The organism is Polaromonas vacuolata (assembly GCF_012584515.1).
GTDB lineage: Bacteria > Pseudomonadota > Gammaproteobacteria > Burkholderiales > Burkholderiaceae_C > Polaromonas > Polaromonas vacuolata.
Window position 1 is genome coordinate 2,929,160 of the sequence record NZ_CP051461.1, and the last position, 20,007, is coordinate 2,949,166.

Genomic DNA, 20,007 nt, shown 5'->3' on the forward strand with positions numbered 1-20,007 from the left:
GCAATCTAACCACGCAATCTAAAAAATATTTAGACATAGATAGACCTCAAAATATACTGTATATTTATACAGTAAAAACTAAAATGGAGCAAAACATGAACCCACATTATGAAGTCGCACTCGAAGGCGCAGACGACCTCCCAGAACGCGAAAAATCATCCGCGGAAGCCCGCTTTATGAAGGAAATCGAGCGCAGCTTTGGCAGCCCAGAAGCCATGATAGAGGTCTACAACGCCTGGCGCGAAGCCTGCGACAGCGATGCCAGCGAGCTCAACGCCAAGACCTCAGCACTGGCGGTGCAGTGGCCAAAAGCTTTCAACTCAGCCCAGCGCGCAGGGCTTAAAAACATAGGCGAAGGCGATGCGCATTTTGAGTTGTCTGTGGGTCAGCGGCGTGACTGATAGAGAGTCAATGAATTCAAACCCGCGCTAAATTTCATAAGCTAAGTTAAAGCGTTTAGCGCTGCGATTACCGATTACGCAAGCAACAAGATGTAGTCACAAAAGCCGATGCTACAGTGCGTCGTTTCGCCAATGAAATTCAGCGTAAATTTGTTTGATCTCAAACCAGAGTCGTTCAAGACCTGCTGGCTTGCGGACATCACTTTACTGTTAACGCATTCGCAATTTATAACGTGCAGCCAAGGTTGCAATCACACTCAGAACCGCGCCGAAGATGACATAGAAAGTCACGGCTAATTTATTGTCGGTAGCGGCGATTAGCCAAGTGATGGTCAAGCCGGCAAAGCCACCAAACACCATCACACCAATGTTGTAGCACAGTGACATGCCGGTGCCGCGTGTCTGCACCGGGAAGATGTCTGATAGCAAAGCGGGCATGGCGGCAAAATACATGGTCATCAGAAATCCGACTACGCCTTGCACCAACAGCAAGTTGATAAATGTCGGGTTCATAGACAGCCAAGCAAACAGCGGATAGGTCAGCAAGACAAACAAAACACTGCTGCACAGCATAAATGGTGTGCGGCCATATTTATCCGACAAGTGACCAACCAAAGGGGATAAAAACATCATCATCATGCCGGCCAAAATAGTCGCGCTAAAAGCTGCGGTCGATGTCATGCCCAATTGCTTGACAGCGTAAGTCGGCATGTAGACCACCAGATAAACCGACACCGTCGCCATGATGACGCTACCCGTACCTATGAAAAGACGCATTTTCTGGTTCTGCATGATGTCACGCAGCGGTGTGCTGGTGGTTTCGGCATGGGCGAACTCTGGGGATTCTTCTAAGTTTTTGCGAATGTAGTAGCCAGCCGGTCCGATCAAAAGACCGAAGATAAACGGAATGCGCCAGCCCCAGGATTCGAGCTGATCAGTGCTCAGTTGTGACGCCAGCACCGCTCCAAACACGGCGGCCAGCACTATGCTTGCGCCCTGACTGGCGACTTGCCAGCTAGAGAAAAATCCGCGTCTGTGTGGCGCGTGCTCGACCAAAAATGCGGTCGAACTGCCGAATTCACCACCAGCAGAAAAGCCTTGCAGCAAACGCGCAATGACGATGCCAGCTGGCGCCCATAAACCAATTTGTGCATAAGTTGGCATGATGACAATTAGCAGTGTGCCAATCATCATTAGCAAAATGGACAAGGTCAAAGCCGCTTTGCGGCCAACGCGATCAGAATAAGAGCCTATGACGATGGCGCCTAGCGGTCGCATGAAAAACGAGACGCCAAATGTGGCAAAAGTAATCATCAAAGAAACGGTCTGATTCTCGGTCGGGAAAAACAGCTTAGCAATGGTCACCGCCATGGCGCTGTAAATCAAAACGTCAAACCATTCGAGCGCATTGCCGATAGATGACGAAATCACCGCGCGCCAAGTTTGCGGATGTTGTTTGTAGGGCTCTTGAGCAGCAGCTGTTTTTGTGTTGCTGCTGGTATTGATATTGCGCGGATTAATCGATGGGGAAACGCTAGTACTCATGGGGAGATCTTTTTTCTTGTTGGGCGGCAAGAGTCATGCGCAAATAAACGCAGACCTCAGTTGCGATGGAAAAGTCAGCCGGTGATATTTATAGATCTAACCGGCTGACTGTTCATGACGAAGCGCTAGGTATTGGGTCAAGCAGTCGCAACAAAAACGCTTCGCATTGCGCGACTTGCTCCAAGGGCACAAACTCATTTGGACGATGGGCTTGCTCTATGCTGCCGGGGCCGCAAACGACGGTTGGAATGCCAGCGTTTTGAAACAAGCCCGCTTCGGTGCCATACGAGACGGCGCTGGAAGTCTTGTTTCGAGACAAAGCAATTGCCAACTTAACGATCGCTTCGTGCTCATTGGTGCTCAGTCCGGGCGCAGAGGCAAGTTGCTCAAAAGCGATTTTTGCATTCGGTTCTACCAGCAGCATCTCGGGCAGTAACTTAGCGGCATAGCTCTCGACTTCTCTCAGCAAGTGGCTGGCGTCAGTGCCCGGCATGGTGCGCGCTTCAAAATCAAAAATACAATCTTTGGGCACGATGTTAGACGCCAGCCCACCGCGAATCAGGCCGGTTTGCATGGTGGTGTAGGGCACTGTAAAGCCGTAATCACGGGTTTCAAGCTGTGCAAAGCGATCCGCCATTTGCCGAATGTAGACAATGATTCGTGCGGCGTATTCAACCGCATTAACGCCCAGATTGGTGTAGCTCGAATGCGCTTCCCGGCCTGTGACGCTGCAGCGAAAACGGTGCGTGCCCTTGTGTGCGATGACTGGCTGCATAGAAGTTGGCTCACCCACAATGCAACCAGCTGCTTTTAAGTTCATGTCTTGCAAATCGGCAATCAGACTTTTCACCCCTATGCAACCGACTTCTTCGTCATAAGAGAAGGCCAAATGCAGCGGTGCATCCATCTTGCCGGCTAAAAATTTGGGCGCTAGTGCCAAGGCAGTTGCGATATAACTTTTCATATCGCAAGAGCCACGGCCGTAAAGCAAACCGTCTTTGATCGTGGCTTTGAAGGGATCGGTATCCCAAGCCTGGCCTTGAACTGGCACAACATCGGTATGGCCCGACAGAATCAAGCCAGGCTTGCTGCCTTCGCCCAACGTAGCAAACAGGTTGGCTTTGTTGCCCGCGGCGTCATAAGTTAGGCGGGAGCTAACGCCTAGACCAGCGAGATAGTCGCGAATCCACTCAATCATGCCGAGGTTGGAATCGCGGGAGACAGTCGGAAACGCGATCAGCCGCTCAATCATGGCAAGAACGTCGGGTGAGGGCTGGAGCAATACAGAAGAAGAGTTCGTCGTCATGGTTTTCCTAGGGTTTTCCCGTAGTGACTGAAATTAATTCATACAAGCGTCGAACGCATTTTTATACCTAAGGATCGACTGTATAAAGACTTCAGATTTTTATAAAATGGAAAATTGTCAGCTATTGGATGAAAATTATTAATGCAAATAAGTTTGAAACAAATTCGCTATTTTCTGGCTGCGGCAGAAACCGGTCAGTTTTCAGCCGCAGCCGCCAAGGCTTACGTCACGCAAACCACCATCACTGCGGCCATTCGAGAGTTAGAGGCTATTTTGGGTATGAAGCTGTTTTTGCGCCATCACGCCTCGGGCGTGTCGCTCACGGTAGAGGGTCAAAAATTTCTGCATCACGCCTACAACATAGTGGCGGCGGTTAACTCAGCCATTCACGACCCGGGACTGATAAGCCAAGATGTTTCTGGTCGCGTTCGGTTTGGCGCGACGCCGACCATGCTGGGCTCTTATGTGGTACCGGCGATTGCGCAGTTTGCTAGCGCATATCCGCAAATTGAGGTCGAGGTGATAGAGCTCGAACGTCCCGCGCTAGAGGCCGCACTGCTAAGTGGTCAAGTCGATATCGGCGTGCTTTGGCTAATCAACATCGATAAACCACTGGACTTTCATAGCCTGCCATTAACCCGCTCACGTAGGCAATTGTGGTTGTCCGCATCCCACCCCCTGTTAAAGAAACGCAACATTTCACTAAGCGACATCAATGAGTTGCCTTATGTGCTTTACAACGCCGACGAGACACCGCGCAACACGCTTTTATTTTGGCAACAGGCCGGGTTAGAACCCAATATCCGTTACCGCGTCAGCTCGGTCGAAGCGGTGCGTAGCCTAGTCGCGCAAGGCATGGGCGTGACGATTTTGTCGGATGTGATTCATCGGCCCTTCTCCAGCGAAGGACTAAGGATAGAGACGCGGTCTTTGATGAACGGCCTGCCCTCTATCGAGATCGGTTTGGCTTGGAGTAAGGAGCAAGCGCTCTCGCACGCAGCAGATGCCTTTAAGACCTTTATGGAACTCACTTTTAGCGGCCCGGGTTTGGGGGCTAAGGTGAGCTAAGCTTCCTTCAGACTGGTAGTTGACTAGTTGCCTGAAACACGCCGCTCAAAAGCTCGGGCAAGCGCGCCACACCGATCTTAAAACCACAAGCCTGCGCATGACCGCCACCGCCCATGCTTTCAGCCAAAGCTATGCAGTCAAAATTGCGTTGCGAGCGCAGACCGACCTTGACAACGCCGTCCTTGCCAGCATTCCACATGAGCGCAAAAGTATTGCTTTTTTCAGACAACAGATTACCGATCAGGCTGTGAAATACGCCGGGGGCATTAACCATCAGTCCGTGCTGACCGTTGAAAGTAATCGGCTGCGCACCCTCGGCAATATCGGCAGCAAGCTTGCTGAATTTCTCATCCATGGCCTGACCGCGCGCCATGAAGTCGCTCAGCTGCGCGGGGCTAAAAGCTGCGATCTCGGCCCAGCGCGAAAAATCTAAGGCCTCCATGTCCAGCGCTGCCAAAAAGCCGGCGCTCTCTGGGTATTGCCAGACCCAGATATCGCGGTCTTCGACAAAGCGCACAAGACTTGGTACCGGCTTGGTAGGCTGAAAAAATTCCCAAGCCAAACGCGCGCCAGACTTGTTCATATCAAAGTGAACAACGCCGCAGCGGCAGGAAAAGCCACTCAGCTTTTCCGCAGCGCTTTTGTGGTGATCTAACATGACGAGCTTAGCGGCACGCTCTTCGATACCACGCATAATTTCAGGCGAGAACGAAAAATCAAGTATGTATACGGCGCGGCCAAGCAATGGCGGCAGCTCATCAACCGATTGAATGTCGCCATGGTCAAGCGGTAAAAATTCAGCGCGGCCAGTGTAGAAAAGCCAAGCAGCTAAGGCAGCGGCAAAACCGTCAGGACATTTACGGCCGTGGTAGATGACTAAGGGCTGCGGGTCGTTCAAGTCAGCAGCAAACAGGAGTTGCAGGGGGAGAATAGTTTTCATAGTTGGGTTAATTGTCGCTCGGTGAGCGTAATGATTGCAGCTTGTGCCCCGGCAAGTAGTAAAGCTCCATTCACAGCTCACAGATGTGAGTGTCTGTACAGCGGTACGAGGCATCTCAAGACTCATTGATCTATACCGGACTGTTAGCACGTAGCGGCAACATGGAAGTGAGCAAACCGGTCTCAAAGTTGGTGTGGCTTGCGTGAACTGTCCTCGCCAATAAAAAAGAGCGCCGTACTTAGCGCATAAACTAGACGAATTTTTGGTTCGCGCTTTTAAAACGTCGCTCGAACTTCAACACCATTTTTAAATACTGGGCAATTCATTTAAATTTGCTTTGAAGAAACAATCTATGAAAAAGCTCTTCGAATGCTTGCTTGAGGCAATAGCAACTCAGTTGTTCCCCGCGTTACTAGTCATCGCGACGATCACTATTTTGCTAACCCAAGCTATAGAGACGAAAAAATTCCCCACGATATTACCTATTCAAGCAGTCGAACAAGCCAATCCAAGGCAGTCGATAAATCATCAAGATATGCTCGAAAAGCTAAAATTGATTGCGCCAAAACAAGTCGTCAGAACACAGCTGTCGACTAATCCATTTTGGTTTTCGTTAGCCGTTATTGCTTCGGAGTCGAATCAGGATTACTCGGTTCTCTTTAACTCACGCCACGCCATGGCGCTCACATGCTGGGATCAAAAGACGAATGTTTTGTTTGGCAATGCGGACCGATCAAGCACAAGTGGAATGATAGAAGTAAGTGGCGCTGGTTTTGCGTTGAAAGTTCCCCGCGCTAAAAATACTGAACTGCTTTGCCGAGGTCTTTTCAGGGGCCCAGCAAAAATATCTGCTGAACTTTTAAGCCCTACAGCGCTGGAAGCAAACGACATTACCCACAACAGAACGGGTTCCTTGATTGAAGCGGGCATTGGCGTTCTCGCCATTTCTATGCTACTAACCGCTATCGTCAACCGCAGTAGGCTTTACTGGGCATTTGTTGGCTGGTTGCTTATTAATATGCGAATGGCTGCGTTGTCTGCCGGCACAGACTTCACCTTTTTCGGTTGGCGACTGCCTCCCTCCGTCCTTGTGCTTGACAGGCAATGGACAATTTGCATGTATTTCGCCATGACTGCCGCCTTATTCTTATTGCTATTTAAAGATGAGTTAAAAGAATTAAAAACTGGCTGGCTACTGACATCGACGCAAGTGGCGGCGGTGGTGTTTATCGTCGTGTGTCCATTTATCACCTACGAACAAATTATTCTTTCACTTTGGATTACGTCGCCACTTGGTGTCGCCATCATCATTTACTACCTTATTAAAGTCATCAGAAAATTTAAATCACGAATGGCATTGTGGTACGCCGCCTCTATCTTCGTTACTGTCTTAGCGACACTCAACGAAGTGTTTGCAGCAGCGGCAGGACAGTTTTTTAGTGGCGTTGCCATTCATGGATTTAACAGCGTTACCGCAGCGCTGGTGTCGGCACTACTAGCGACTGCAGCGGTTGCAGAACACATACGCTCAGACAAAATTTCAAAAGAAGCCTCATACGCTGACTCGCCAGTGGGTCTTTTTACCGTACATCGTGACGGACACATTATTAAAAGCAACCCGGCTTTCAATGAATTGCTGGGCGAGTTTGATGACAAACGGAGAAAACACCTTACGGCATATTTTGACGACCGAGTGGTTCAACAGATCATGACACTTAAAGATGCTACAACGCATGTGTCAATTGAAATTGAAACCAAACACGCCAATAAGATAACCGGTAATGACCGTTGGTTTAACGTCGGTGTCTCAGCTGTTGATGGACGCTTAATCGAGTGTTCACTGCAAGACGTGACGTATCGAGTGCTTGCTGCAGAAAGGATTGAATATGCCGCCAGTCATGATTTATTGACAGGCTGTTTAAATCTACGCGGCATTGGTATGGCGATGGAGAAACACGAAATTCAACCCGCTTCCTTAGCCTACTTCGACCTTGACCGGTTCAAGCTTATCAATGACTTATATGGGCACAATGCAGGCGATATTGTCCTCAATCAGGTTTGTAGCAGGATCAAGACTCTGATCGGACCTGATGAATTATTAGTGCGCGTTGGTGGCGATGAATTTGTCATCGTATTTCTTTCAGACAAGATTGAAATATCCGCAAGTTTTTGCGAAAAACTCATTCATATCATCTCGTCAGAACCCTACAAAATCGAAAGTCAGAGTTTTACTCTTGCAATCTCTGGTGGCTTAGTGGGCACTGAGCGCTTCACCAACGCACCTTTAAAAGAGATCATCTCTGCAGCAGATACGCTGTGTCGGATGGCGAAAAAACGCCCGAATGAGCAGTTAGTCATCATGCGGTCTAACGACGAATTTTTCACACACCATAAAGACTCGCTTGAATTGATTACTTGTTTACAGAACAGCCAAACTCCTGAGGGACTGTATCTTGTCATGCAGCCTGAGATGTCCTTGATTGCACCCTTCGATTCGTTAAATTTTGAAGTTCTGATCAGAATGAAGAAACCAGACGGCGGAATCGTTCCTGCCGCAGTCATCATTGAAGCGGCAGAGGCGCATGGAAAAACAGCCATTATTGACATGTGGGTCTTATCGACAACCATCGCTTGGATTGAGAAAAACCATGCGTTACTGACCAACACAAGATTCATTGGCATCAACCTATCGGGTGGCTCTCTGAATGACAACTCATTCAATGAGGAGTTATTCAAACTACTTGGCAAGCATCCATTGGCCTTGAAAAAAATCTTTCTAGAAATCACCGAGTCTGTTGCCCTGACCGACATGGCGAATATGCAGAAATTCATCAGCCGGGTAAGGCAGATTGGCGCCAAGGTGGGACTGGATGATTTCGGCGCAGGTTACTCGTCCTTTGGCTATCTGCGCGGCTTGTCCGTTGACGCGTTGAAGTTAGACGGCTCACTTGTCAAAGGAGCTTCAGACAATGCTGCTGGAATGGCAATTGTCGAATCCATTGCGAGCTTGGTAAGCGGCTTGGGGATGAAATCGATTGGCGAGTTCGCAGAGAACCTTGCCATCATCAAGGTCCTTGTTCGCGCCGGTGTGGACTACGCTCAGGGTTACGGCATCAGTAAGCCTGTGATGCCCGAACAAATTCTTTTAGCAAATTCATCGGCTGACTTCATCACTGACCCAGCGACGCTGGAATATGTCAAATCACTTCAAGCGAGTACTGAAAAAACAAAAGAATTGGCGACAGACATATTTGACTTCGTGCCAGGAGGCCGCCTTCACTAAGTCAAATCTGATCAATAGTGCAATTTAAAAAACTGATAAGCCCATCGAATAATCAACGCAATGTTGTTGTGGGGCAGAGTAGCGATGTGACGTACTCCACGGCATGTTCAAAGGTTTTGCACCAGTAATATCTATATCTGGATGGTCAGTTTCGAAGAAAAACTTATGCAGTGGATGTTTGTTCAACCGCCATGTTTCCTCACCTGTCAACATAGGCAAGTACATGGCTCGGTGAAGCAATCCGCCAACGTGCTCCATCGCATAAAAGACGTTTTGTTCGGCAATATCCAGAAAATGCAAGCCATCATACATTCGGTCAACAGGTTTACGACCGGTTGCCACCATAGACTCCACACTGTTTTCTTCACAATATTTAAACTGCGCCTTCAGCAAGGAAGCCCTGACCAAGGAAGCGCTTAACCCACTCTGGATACAAAGTCGTGTGCCTTCAACCATCCTAGTGCCGAAAAATTCAGAGGGCAGATCTAGTGAGGCTTCTATTGGCAAAGGTGCTAAGACATTGGCATGCGTCCTTAGCGAGCCGATTACCGTGTCATCCATCTTTGACTTCGCCACAAAGACTTCACAACCTAGTTCATAGTCCGAAGCTTCCGGTTTAAACAACTTGGCAGCGACAGCAGGAAGGTGTTTCCCGTAGCAACTGACGCGCAGTTTTGCCACTTGCTCAAGATCAGAGGCCGTAGCGACCTCAACTCGGAAAGGCAGTATTTCTATAGAGTCGATAAATTGAAATTTGGTTTTCACGATGTTTCCTTGGCTACAGGTATGTTAGGGCTCACCTGAGGTAGATTTTTTGAGAATGAGTGCGTTATAAATCTACGAAAGTTATCCCGTATTAATGGGTGACTTTAGTAAACAATTTCACTGTAAAGCATATTCAGTTTGATCTTGATAAACGACTCAACAGAAATGGCTCGGTGCATTTAAATCAGGATTTATATGCATACATATCATTATCGTTAAAACTTTTTTTAAACCAGTCTGCCGAAAGTAATTTCACTATCGACATCCTCTGCAAACTTAAGCCTAGCGGAGCTAATTTAGACCGGTTCAAAAATCTGGAGTGTGAATGACTGTTTAAAGTGTTTCAAAATTAGACCTACTGAAAAAAGTAGATGCTGTTGAACTTTTTTTGCGTTAATTAGGCAGACAGTTATCTAGTAACATTGATCAGCAATCTGCTATTTAGCCGGTTACCTCATGTTGATTGCTCGCTACCCCAACCAACACCTTGAGCACAATAAAAAAATGCTAATTCTCCACACCTACTGGCTATCACTAGCAACGTACCGCGTACGCATTGCTCTTAATTTGAAGGGTATCGCGTTTGAAGAACGCGCTCATGACCTGAGCAAGGGCGCGCACAACTCGCCAGAGTTTCGCAAGCTAAATCCTGCTGCGGCGGTGCCGGCTTTAGAAGGTGGCACGCGCCAGCCACTCACGCAAAGTCTCGCTATCTTGGAGTGGTTAGAAGAGAGTTATCCAACACCGCCGCTTCTGCCGCCTGACGCAGAATCGCGCGCTAAAGTACGCTCATTTTTTCTCCTCAATGCTGCGGACACGCATCCGTTAGCGGTACCACGCGTTCAGGCCAAGCTAGCCAAACAATTTGGATTGGATGAGGCGGCACAGCGGGCATGGGCTGCACACTGGTATCACGTAGGTCTTACTGCTTATGAAAGTCAAATTGCGCCTGGCGCTACGCGCTGCCACGGTGAGGTGCTGAGCATTGCCGATTTGGCGCTGGCAAGCCACCTGATTGGAGCCGTGCGTTTTGGCGTTGACCTTACGGAATTTCCAAACACCGCCGCCGTTGGCGAATGTCTGTTTGCCATACCCGAGTTCGCCGCCGCACATCCGCGGCTTCAGCTAGGCGCTCCGGGTATTGAATCAAAAGCTGTATAGGCGTTAGCTGCGGTAGCTGCCGTTGAGCCTGTAGCAAACCGCAGCAATTGTGCTGACCGATCCGGCTTAAGCCTACTGAGAGTTGCAGTTATTTATTGGCACCATCGAACTGATAAAAGCTTGAGTCTAGTTATGCATTAGCACGGATGCACGTCAGCTTTTTTCAACACGCAAGCGCTCTACTGAGTTTAACAAGCACTCTTATGCAAAGCTAAGTTCAAAAAACTGCATGTTCAATCCAAAATTCTTCATCACGATTTACGCAACGAGACAAGGCAGTTTCAGAATCCGCAGCCTAACTAGTGCTTGCTAAAAATGTTTTACGAATGAGGAAGTGCTTTTGTTCCGGATATCACTAAAGTCCAAAGTCCAAAGTCCAAAGGCTTAGGCCTCAGGGCTCAGGGCTCAGGGCTCAGGGCTCAGGGCTCAGGCTCAAGAACAAAATTGCCTGCCATCAAGGCGAGTCGACACGTGCTGGCTTAGTTAACTGGTCGATTAACTCGCTTTAGTCATGTTGGTGACGTCAATGTCCAACGGGCGAGCTATGCGCTAGACCAACGGCACAAACTAATCCTAGGTCATGGCGCTGACATTGATGACGTTCAGTCGTTTGGTTGACTGCGCCACGGGCAGCGGTTGACTTTGGTAAGGCCGGTTTATGCAACTTCGAGTGGCTGCAGCAATTGTCTCAACGCTACCTAGCGATTTCGTCATCTCAATCAGAGCGAATAACGAGCAGGACAGTTTTAAACCTTACGACTTAAAGCACATGGTGTGCGAACCCTATGAAAGTTAGGCGAATGATGTGCTTGCATCGGTACAAAACGATTTACCAATGGCTACGAACTGACTGCACAGATAGACAAATGAAAAAGCCCGCTACGTTTTAAATAGCAGGCTTTCCATATACAGCTTGGTGGGGCGTCACGGACTTGAACCGTGGACCAAAGGATTATGAGTCCTCTGCTCTAACCAACTGAGCTAACGCCCCAAACCAGCAGACATTGTAATGGTCTGAAGACTGCCCTTAGAAGCCTTACTGATTAATTTTGGGTTCAGATCATTAATTAACAGCGTTTTATTCTGGTCGCATCTAAGTTGTCTAAATTTATACCGACATATAACGACGCATAAGGACGCATACCAACGCATAGGCATTGCAGACAAGAACTCTAAAACAAAATACCAAAGGGATTGCGCGGATAAGAAATCACCAGCGGGCGTGGAAAATAAGCCCGTGCCATTTAAACAGTTGGCGATGCTCCGTATTTGAAAAAATAATGCGGCATCGCCTTTAAGTAACTAACTAACGCAAAGACTACACAAGCCATGAATGATGAAGATTTTGAAATAATTTACTCACCACTTGAGCAGCCGTTCACCCAAGCCGGCCACACCCTAGAAATTTGTATTTACAAATCAGAAGGCAGCAGCTGGGCACTAGAAATTATTGACGCTGGCGGCACATCTACTGTCTGGGACCAGCAGTTTGACACTGACCAAGAGGCGCTAGACGTTGCCTTGCAGGCTATCAGTGAGGATGGGATTGAGGCATTTCTGACCCCGGCTGAGGACAACGCCACTAGCTGAGTGTTTGGCTGAGCAAATCCCCGCATCTGGCTTGGCAGCTTGTTAGCTACTTGCTGTGGCTAAGCGCGGTGCTCACTAGCTTAGAAGTGATATCCACTATCTGTATCATTTTTTCGTAAGGCATGCGCATTGGCCCAATCACGCCTAAGGTGCCGACCACCTTGCCGTCTACCTCGTAGGGTGCGGTCACCACCGACAGCTCGTGATAGGGAATAACTTGGCTCTCACCACCAATATAAATACGTACGCCCTCGGCCCGGCTTGAGACGTCTAGCAGGCGCATGAGTTGCGCTTTTTGTTCGAACAAATCGAACAGCTTGCGTAAGTTACCTAAGTCTGCAGAAAAATCACTCACCGCGAGTAAGTTGCGCTCGCCAGCGACGACAACTTCGTCCTGCGACTCTATCGCCTCGGAGCTGGCTTTGACCGCTGCGTGCATCAAAATAGCGATCTCGCTGCGTAAAGCTTCGACTTCGCGTTGCAGCCTTTCTCTGACTTCTTCCATGCCCAAGCCGGCGTAATGCGAGTTGAGAAAATTAGCCGCTTCTATGAGTTGCGACTGGGTGTAATCGGCCTCAGTAAAAATGACGCGGTTTTGTACATCGCCGTCGGGCGAGACGATGATGACCAGAAAACGCCGCTCGGACAGGCGCAAAAATTCGATATGCCGAAACACCGAGGTACGCCGCGGCGCCATCACTACACCCACGAATTGGGAAAGATTGGACAGCATATGGGCCGCGTTACTCAGCACTTTTTGCGGCTGATCGGGTTCGAGTCGCACGCCAGACAGACCCGCCGTGTGCACAAATGGGCCGGATTGTGCAGTCAACATAGTGTCAACAAACAATCGATAACCTTTAGGCGTCGGAATGCGACCGGAAGAGGTGTGCGGGCTCACAATCAAGCCCATGCCTTCGAGATCGCTCATGACGTTGCGAATCGTCGCTGGGGAGAGGTCTAAACCTGACGCTTGTGACAGTGTGCGTGAGCCCAGAGGCTGGCCGTCGGCGATATATCGCTCGACAAGGGCTTTAAGTAATAAACGGGCGCGATCATCTAACATAAGGACATTCTACGAAGCCTAGGCCGGTCGGTTCGATAACGCACCGGTTTCCTCCCCTGCGCAAGGCATAAATCAACAATCTTTCGTCCATAGAACTGTACACATTATGCTAAGCCATTCTTGTGCTGTAATTTAAAAATATGAAGTTGCAATTTCGCCACGTGGCGCTCATCGGAAAATACCAGGCCAATGGTTCCCGCTCGGCATTGGAAGCTATCGCGCATTTTTTGAGTCAGCGCGGCTGCGAAGTGTCTATCGAGCAGGACACCGCTAACAACACCGGTATCAGCCAATATCCCATTCTCAATGTAGCCGGCATAGGTGCTCATTGCGATTTAGCCTTGGTAGTGGGCGGCGACGGCACCATGCTGGGCATTGGCCGACTCCTGGCGCGCTTTGGCATTCCACTGATTGGCATTAACCAAGGGCGGCTAGGCTTTATCACCGACATAGCCTTTGAGGGCTTTGAAAACGTTCTCGGCCCCATGCTGAGCGGTGAGTTCGAGGATGACAAACGCTGGATGATGCAGGCTACTGTGGTGCGTGATGGTCACTGCGTTTTTAAGGCTACGGCTATGAACGACGTTGTGGTCAACCGCGGAGCCACCACCGGCATGGTTGAGTTGCGCGTCGAAGTCGACGGCCGCTTTTTAGCCAACCAGCGCGCCGACGGCCTGATCATCGCCACGCCCACTGGCTCTACCGCCTACGCACTGTCTGCTGGTGGCCCCTTACTACACCCATCGGTAGGCGGTTGGATACTGGTACCGATTGCGCCGCACACGCTGTCAAACCGCCCTATCGTGCTGTCTGACAGCGGCGAAATCACGGTCGAATTAGTCTCTGGCCGAGACGCTAGTGCCAACTTTGATATGCAGTCTCTGGCCGCCCTGATGATTGGCGACCGCATCAACGTCAAGCGCTCCGAATCGCAAATGCGTTTTCTGCATCCCAAGGGCTGGAGTTACTTCGATACCTTGCGCAAGAAACTTCATTGGAACGAAGGTGTGGCGGTTGGCGCGCAGTCGCGTACAAGTCACGAAATATGAGCCTTAAAAGCGTATCCCTGCGGGACTTTGTAATTGTTCATACTCTTGACTTAGACCTAGAGTGCGGCTTTACCGTGCTCACCGGTGAGACCGGCGCGGGCAAATCCATTTTGATAGATGCGCTACAACTAGCGCTGGGCGCAAGGGCTGACGCCGGTGTGGTGCGCGAAGGCGCGCAGCGCTGCGACATCAGCGCCGAATTTGACACGCCGCCCAGCCTGCAGTCTTGGCTAGAACTTGCCGGTTTCAGCAGCGCTGAGACACTGTTACTTAGGCGCACCATAGACCAGCAAGGCAAAAGCCGGGCTTGGATTAACGGCGGCGCAGCCACCGCCACGCAACTCAGAGAAATCGCCGATCAACTCATAGACATTCACGGTCAGCACGCTTGGCAAAGCCTGACACGGCCAGACGCGGTGCGTGGCCTACTCGACTCCTACGGCAGTATCAATACACAAAAGCTCAGCTTGCAATGGCAAGCTTGGCGCAGCGCACAAAAAACACTCAATCAAGCGTTACTAACTCAGGACAGTTTGCAGACGGAGCGCGAACGCCTAGCGTGGCAAATCGCGGAGGTCGACAAACTCGCGCCTGAACCTAACGAATGGGAAGAACTCAACGCCCAGCACAGCCGACTCTCGAATGCCCAAACCTTGCGCGACGCGGTGCAAAGCGCACTTGCTGTGCTTGAAGATGACGAACAGAACGTCGGCACTATGCTTGGCCGGGCACTTAGCGCGCTAGAAAGTCAAGCGCATATAGAGCCGCAATTCAAAGCCCTGAGCGAGGTGCTAGCCAGCGCGCTAGCGCAGACCGAGGATGCTGTTAGATCACTACACGGCTATGCGCGTCATGCCGAGCTTGAACCACAACGACTTAGCCAGCTTGACGAGCGCTTAGCGCTGTGGATTAGCCTTTCTAGACGCTACAAACGCCAACCCGCAGAACTGGCCGATTTACTCGACTCTTGGCGCGTTGCTCTAGAGCAGCTAGACGCTGCAGCCGACCTAGACCAGCTCAAAGAAAGCGAAAAACTAGCTCTCGCAGCCTTTCATAATGAAGCCCTTTTAGTGTCACGACTGCGCGCAAAAACAGCCCCCGCGTTGGCCAAGGCCGTGAGCCAAGTGATGCAAGAGTTAGGTATGCAGGGCGGCAAGTTCGAAATCGCACTGCAAAAGCTAGATCAACCCGCCCAGTACGGTTTAGAGCAAGCCGAATTTTTAGTTGCAGGCCACGCCGGCAGTACGCCGCGCCCAGTCGGGAAAGTTGCCTCAGGTGGCGAGCTCTCCCGCATAGCACTGGCCATAGCCGTGACCACCAGCGAGCTCGGTCAAGCCCAAACCTTGATTTTTGATGAGATTGACTCCGGCATAGGCGGCGCTGTGGCTGAAACAGTGGGCCGCTTAATGCATCAGCTTGGTAAAGATCGTCAGGTGCTGGCGGTGACTCACTTACCGCAAGTGGCCACTTGTGCCGACCAACACTTGGTGGTGGCAAAGCAAAGCGACAAAGGCAAAACCATGAGCTCGGTAGCCAAGATACAAGGCCAGCCGCGCGTTGGCGAAATCGCGCGCATGCTGGGTGGCGAAAAACTATCGCAAACGACTATGGCGCATGCCAAAGAAATGTTGGAACAAAAATGACTACCTCGCTAGAAATGGTGCTAATTACAGGCATGTCGGGATCTGGAAAATCAGTCGCGCTGCATGCGCTAGAAGACGCTGGTTATTACTGCGTAGACAACCTTCCGCCTGAGCTGCTCACCGCTTTTACCGATTTACAAATCCAACACGGCGCCACCCGCAAAGTAGCCATTGCTATGGATGTGCGCAGCGCTACCTCACTGCCGCAGGTACCCGAGCAGTTGCAGCAACTGCGCTCTCAAGGTGTGGCGGTACGCTCTTTGTTTCTTGATGCAGGTGTCGATACGCTGGTGCGGCGCTACTCCGAAACTAGGCGTCTGCATCCGCTTTCTCGCCCCGACACACTTGACCAGCACCGTGCTTTGGTCGACGCGATAGAACTAGAGCGCGAACTACTGCAAGAATTGCGCGACCAGTCGCATGCACTAGACACCAGCGTGATACGGCCGGCGCAGTTACAGGCCTATATCAAGGCGCTGATCTCAGCACCCGCCACGCAGCTCACACTGGTGTTTGAATCCTTTGGCTTTAAGCGCGGCGTACCACTGGCGGCAGACTATGTTTTTGACGTGCGCATGCTGCCCAATCCGCACTACGAAAAAGAGCTAAAAAGTCTAACCGGACGCGATCAAGCCGTAGTCGACTATTTGCGCGAGCATCAACCCGTGGCCGACATGCTGGGCGACATAGAGCGTTTCATGGATCGCTGGCTCAAGGCCTTGGCGCTTGACCACCGCAGCTACGTCACGGTAGCGATTGGCTGCACTGGCGGCCAGCATCGCTCGGTTTATCTGGTGGAAGAATTAACGCGAATTTTCTCCAGTCGTTGGAATACGCTCAAGCGCCACCGCGAGCTCGACTCACTGCCAACCTAAGCCCGCAGCGGTGACTAGCGTGCCCGTCAATACCCTAGCGCTTGACTGAAATACAGCGGCGTAAATCTCTAGTTAAAAGTCTCAAGCTACAACACCACTCAAACAGCAGCGGGTTGAAGAAGCTTGCGTATGGGTGCAGGTAGGCCTAGTTTTTCCCACGCCTGAGGCGTAAACCAAGCGCCTAAATTTTGGCGCTCTGCAACCATCAGACTAGGCTCGCGTGCGGGCGAATTTTGCTGCATAGGGAACAGCGCAATCACCGGATGCAAATGCAAATCTTTGTGCGTAAGCACGTGAACAAAGGGTTTAACAAATTCAAGCCGAGTCTGCATGACGTCAGGCACAAAACTACTCAAAGCGTCTTCGCTGTCAAACACCGGAAGGCAATACAGACCGCCCCAAATACCACTGACAGGCCGGCGCTCTAGCCACACACTGCCGTCCGGTTTTTGCGCCCACAGCAAACGTAATTGCTGCGAACTACGCTTGAGTTTTTTAGTCTTGATCGGATACTGTTCGGGCGTTCCGGTCGCAAAACCTAGACAAATCTCACGCACCGGACAAGACGGACAAGCCGGCTTGCTACGCGTACAAAGCGTCGCACCTAAATCCATTAAACCTTGGGTGTAGCGCGGCATGTTTTGAGTCAGATTTTTCTCAGGCAACAAGTCGTTGGCAATGAGCTGCAATTGACGCACTGCAGCGCCTTCGGCCATGTCGCCATCAAAGGCCATTAACCGGGTCAGCACGCGCTTTACATTGCCGTCAAGAATCGCCACGCGTTCAGCAAAACAAAATGAAGCAATCGCTGCCGCCGTGGACGGCCCTATACCGGGCAAGGTTTGTAGTTGCTCAGAAGTGGACGGAAACTCTCCACCGTGCAAAGCCAAAACCTGCTGTGCGCAGCGATGTAAATTACGCGCACGGCTGTAGTAACCCAGCCCACTCCAAAGCCCCAGCACTTCATCCTGATCGGCCTGCGCTAGCTCAGTCACGCTAGGAAAACGCTGTAAAAATCGAGCGTAATAATCTATCACCGTGACAACTTGGGTTTGCTGCAACATGATCTCAGAGAGCCAGACGCGGTAGGGGTCGCGCGTGTTTTGCCAGGGCAGCGTATGCCGGCCAAACTCTTTTTGCCACGTAATGAGATCGGGTGCGAAACGCAATTTAGTAACGCCCAGACAGGTGCTAATAACAGGAGATTTTTTCGGCATATTTTTTTATTGACTGACGTAGTAAAGCGCTCATACCGGAGACTTACCGGCAGATATTTGAAGTGTTTTTTAAGCCAGTTCGGCCGCCGCAAGCACTCGCTTAGCGCTATCTGGTTCAGACTGCGAAAAAACCGCTCGCGAAAGCAAAGGCGTGTCAGTCAATTTCGCTGTGAGTTCAATCAGTTTTACATTGAGATTTTTAAGTGCCAGCTCTTGTACAGCTATGTCGGCGATGCGTTCATCGAGACCCGAGGTCGCATCTTGTATGCGCTCGATGGCTTCTAAGCGACGACCGAAATTGCGCCGTCGCTCGCGCAGCTGAGTATCGAGCTGAGAGGCTGCAGATTTATTCCACAGCTCCACATCGTTTAGCGCTTGCTCAAAAACTATGCGCAAGCGGGTAGCTAGGGCCAACATCAAACGCTCTGAAAAATCAGCCTGAGTGAGCTTGATCACTTTACCAACCCCAAGGTATTGCAAATGACTGCGCTCAATCGAATCTAAATCTTGTCGGTAACGTGCCAGCTCTGGGGCTTTCGGTGCTTGCAGTGAAAATCCAAATTCGCTGTTGACTTGCCGAAACGCAGCCGCCAGCATGGCGTAAATTTCCGCGCTCTGCGCTCCAGCCTGATCTAGACTTTCACGTAAGCGGATAAAGGTATTTTTATATGCTTTTTTCAAGCCGAACTTAATACCGGGTTGCTTGAGCGCGAGTTTAAATTCGACCAGTTCAGTCTTGAGTCTGGTCGAACCCAGCAAGACCAGCAACGAGCGCAAAAGTTTAAGGTGCACGCTGCGCGTAGCCTGAATTCGCAAGCCACTTTCGTCGAACTCAAGCTGCTCTTGCAAAATACGCGATCGCATGAGTTTGACAACGGATACATTTTTACCGCTCAGTCCACGCAACTCATCAGCCTGTTCTGCCAGATCTCTATGCCTAACGTGAATGACGCGGCCGGCTTCGGCACGCAACTCGCTAATGGCGTTGGCTACTGTAACTTGCAAAATATTCTGGCGCTGCCCCATGATTTCATCGGCCAACATACGCTCGAGTTCTGGCAAGCCACTGGCAGCAAGAAGCTCGCGATTACGTGTGATTTTGGCCACCAAACCTTTTTGTGCCGACACAGCGGTCAGCCGCGATTTAGGCAGACCGAGTATTTCAGCTGAGATCACAACTTGTTTGTCTATCTGCGCTGCGACCTGTTCGGGAGAACTCAGTGCGTCCCAAAGCATGTCTATCTTGTTGAGGACCACCAGCCGAGAAATACTTTGATCGTCATCCGTGGCCAAGTGCTCGCGCCAGATGCTGAGATCAGACTTTGTCACGCCCGTATCCACACCCAGAATAAAAACTACCGCCTGCGCTTGTGGAATTAGACTCACCGTGAGTTCAGGTTCGGCGCCTATAGCATTTAGGCCGGGCGTATCGAGAATCACCAAGCCTTGTTTTAGCAGAGGGTGGGCGATATTGATCAATGCGTGGCGCCACTTTGGCACCTCAACTAATGAATCGGCATCCGGCAGCGGGTTATCTTCTGGCTGCGTATCGTTCCAAAACCCTAGTGCGCGCGCCTGTTCAATGCTGACGCGGCTGACATCAGCGACTTTTTCAAGCGCTTTGGCAAGTTGGGCGGGATCGTTTACATCTAGGTCTATGCACACCCACTGATCGGGCTGGTCGCGCCAATCCATCAAGAATTGAGACTTCAGTCGAGTATCGATTGGCAACAGCCGTAAACAAGCTGGCAGATCTGCATTCCAAGCCAACTCGGTCGGACACATGGTGGTGCGACCCGCACTGGCTGGCATGATGCGTCTGCCGTAGCCGGCAAAAAATATGGCGTTAATTAACTCAGATTTACCGCGCGAGAACTCAGCGACAAAAGCCACCATGATCTTGTCTGAGCGTACTTGTGATTCCAGCCTGCTCAGGCGACTTTCAACGGCGGCGTCAAGTAAGTCGTGCGACTTCATCCATTCCACCAGCAGTTTCAAGCGCAACGCGAAATCGCGGCGCCATGCGCTATGCTGATCAAATCGTTGGTTAAAAGACATGTTCAAAGACCAATAGTTAATCCCAGCCAATATAGCATCG

15 protein-coding genes and 1 tRNA gene are annotated in these 20,007 nt (G+C 50.6%); 8 read left to right on the forward strand and 8 right to left on the reverse strand.

The window, feature by feature from the left end; translation table 11 throughout:
* The first annotated feature begins 95 nt into the window (after window positions 1–95).
* Complete coding sequence (locus HC248_RS13345; protein WP_168922903.1) at window positions 96–401, forward strand: hypothetical protein; 306 nt, start codon at window positions 96–98, stop codon at window positions 399–401.
* A 210-nt stretch (window positions 402–611) separates the two neighbouring features.
* Here HC248_RS13345 and HC248_RS13350 read toward each other — a convergent pair whose 3' ends face one another.
* Together HC248_RS13350 and argE are read right to left on the reverse strand one after the other, a co-directional pair.
* Window positions 612–1,946: an MFS transporter gene (locus HC248_RS13350; protein WP_168922904.1), complete on the reverse strand. Its 1,335-nt coding sequence runs from the start codon at window positions 1,944–1,946 to the stop codon at window positions 612–614.
* 112 nt (window positions 1,947–2,058) lie between these two features.
* Window positions 2,059–3,252, reverse strand: a complete 1,194-nt coding sequence (gene argE, locus HC248_RS13355; RefSeq protein ID WP_168922905.1) for an acetylornithine deacetylase — start codon at window positions 3,250–3,252, stop codon at window positions 2,059–2,061.
* Between the two features lie 141 nt (window positions 3,253–3,393).
* On the opposite strand from argE, the gene HC248_RS13360 reads away from it, so the two are divergent.
* Window positions 3,394–4,320 carry a LysR family transcriptional regulator gene (locus HC248_RS13360; RefSeq protein ID WP_168922906.1) on the forward strand — a complete coding sequence of 309 codons (927 nt, stop codon included), beginning with the start codon at window positions 3,394–3,396 and terminating at the stop codon, window positions 4,318–4,320.
* A gap of 7 nt (window positions 4,321–4,327) precedes the next feature.
* Here the strand turns inward: HC248_RS13360 and HC248_RS13365 are convergent, their stop codons facing one another.
* Window positions 4,328–5,260, reverse strand: coding sequence for a DHH family phosphoesterase (locus HC248_RS13365; RefSeq protein ID WP_168922907.1), 933 nt, complete (start codon window positions 5,258–5,260; stop codon window positions 4,328–4,330).
* A 352-nt stretch (window positions 5,261–5,612) separates the two neighbouring features.
* On the opposite strand from HC248_RS13365, the gene HC248_RS13370 reads away from it, so the two are divergent.
* Complete coding sequence (locus HC248_RS13370; protein ID WP_168922908.1) at window positions 5,613–8,543, forward strand: EAL domain-containing protein; 2,931 nt, start codon at window positions 5,613–5,615, stop codon at window positions 8,541–8,543.
* A 24-nt stretch (window positions 8,544–8,567) separates the two neighbouring features.
* On the opposite strand, the gene HC248_RS13375 is transcribed toward HC248_RS13370, so the two are convergent.
* The gene (locus tag HC248_RS13375; RefSeq protein WP_168922909.1) at window positions 8,568–9,308 is read right to left on the reverse strand and encodes a hypothetical protein; all 741 of its coding nucleotides are present in this window, start codon (window positions 9,306–9,308) and stop codon (window positions 8,568–8,570) included.
* A gap of 504 nt (window positions 9,309–9,812) precedes the next feature.
* Here HC248_RS13375 and maiA point away from each other — a divergent pair.
* A complete protein-coding gene (maiA, locus tag HC248_RS13380) occupies window positions 9,813–10,469 on the forward strand; it encodes a maleylacetoacetate isomerase (protein WP_168922910.1) in 657 nt (218 codons plus the stop codon).
* 914 nt (window positions 10,470–11,383) lie between these two features.
* Here the strand turns inward: maiA and HC248_RS13385 are convergent.
* Window positions 11,384–11,460, reverse strand: a tRNA-Ile gene (locus tag HC248_RS13385).
* 338 nt (window positions 11,461–11,798) lie between these two features.
* On the opposite strand from HC248_RS13385, the gene HC248_RS13390 reads away from it, so the two are divergent.
* The gene (locus HC248_RS13390; RefSeq protein WP_168922911.1) at window positions 11,799–12,059 is read left to right on the forward strand and encodes a hypothetical protein; all 261 of its coding nucleotides are present in this window, start codon (window positions 11,799–11,801) and stop codon (window positions 12,057–12,059) included.
* A 46-nt stretch (window positions 12,060–12,105) separates the two neighbouring features.
* Here the strand turns inward: HC248_RS13390 and hrcA are convergent, their stop codons facing one another.
* On the reverse strand, window positions 12,106–13,125 hold the full coding sequence (gene hrcA, locus HC248_RS13395; protein WP_168922912.1) for a heat-inducible transcriptional repressor HrcA: 1,020 nt from the start codon (window positions 13,123–13,125) through the stop codon (window positions 12,106–12,108).
* Window positions 13,126–13,265: 140 nt separating this feature from the next.
* On the opposite strand from hrcA, the gene HC248_RS13400 reads away from it, so the two are divergent.
* From HC248_RS13400 to rapZ, 3 genes are read left to right on the forward strand one after another with little or no spacing between them, the layout of a single operon-like run.
* On the forward strand, window positions 13,266–14,174 hold the full coding sequence (locus HC248_RS13400) for an NAD kinase (protein ID WP_168922913.1): 909 nt from the start codon (window positions 13,266–13,268) through the stop codon (window positions 14,172–14,174).
* On the forward strand, window positions 14,171–15,817 hold the full coding sequence (gene recN / locus HC248_RS13405) for a DNA repair protein RecN (protein WP_168922914.1): 1,647 nt from the start codon (window positions 14,171–14,173) through the stop codon (window positions 15,815–15,817). The genes HC248_RS13400 and recN overlap by 4 nt, the downstream gene beginning before the upstream one ends.
* Window positions 15,814–16,692, forward strand: coding sequence for an RNase adapter RapZ (gene rapZ / locus HC248_RS13410; RefSeq protein WP_238342630.1), 879 nt, complete (start codon window positions 15,814–15,816; stop codon window positions 16,690–16,692). The genes recN and rapZ overlap by 4 nt, the downstream gene beginning before the upstream one ends.
* Window positions 16,693–16,790: 98 nt before the next feature.
* On the opposite strand, the gene mutY is transcribed toward rapZ, so the two are convergent.
* Entirely contained in the window at window positions 16,791–17,909 is a 1,119-nt protein-coding gene (mutY, locus tag HC248_RS13415) for an A/G-specific adenine glycosylase (RefSeq protein WP_168922915.1), read from the reverse strand.
* A 69-nt stretch (window positions 17,910–17,978) separates the two neighbouring features.
* Window positions 17,979–19,967, reverse strand: coding sequence for a dynamin family protein (locus HC248_RS13420; protein ID WP_168922916.1), 1,989 nt, complete (start codon window positions 19,965–19,967; stop codon window positions 17,979–17,981).
* Window positions 19,968–20,007: the final 40 nt, after the last annotated feature.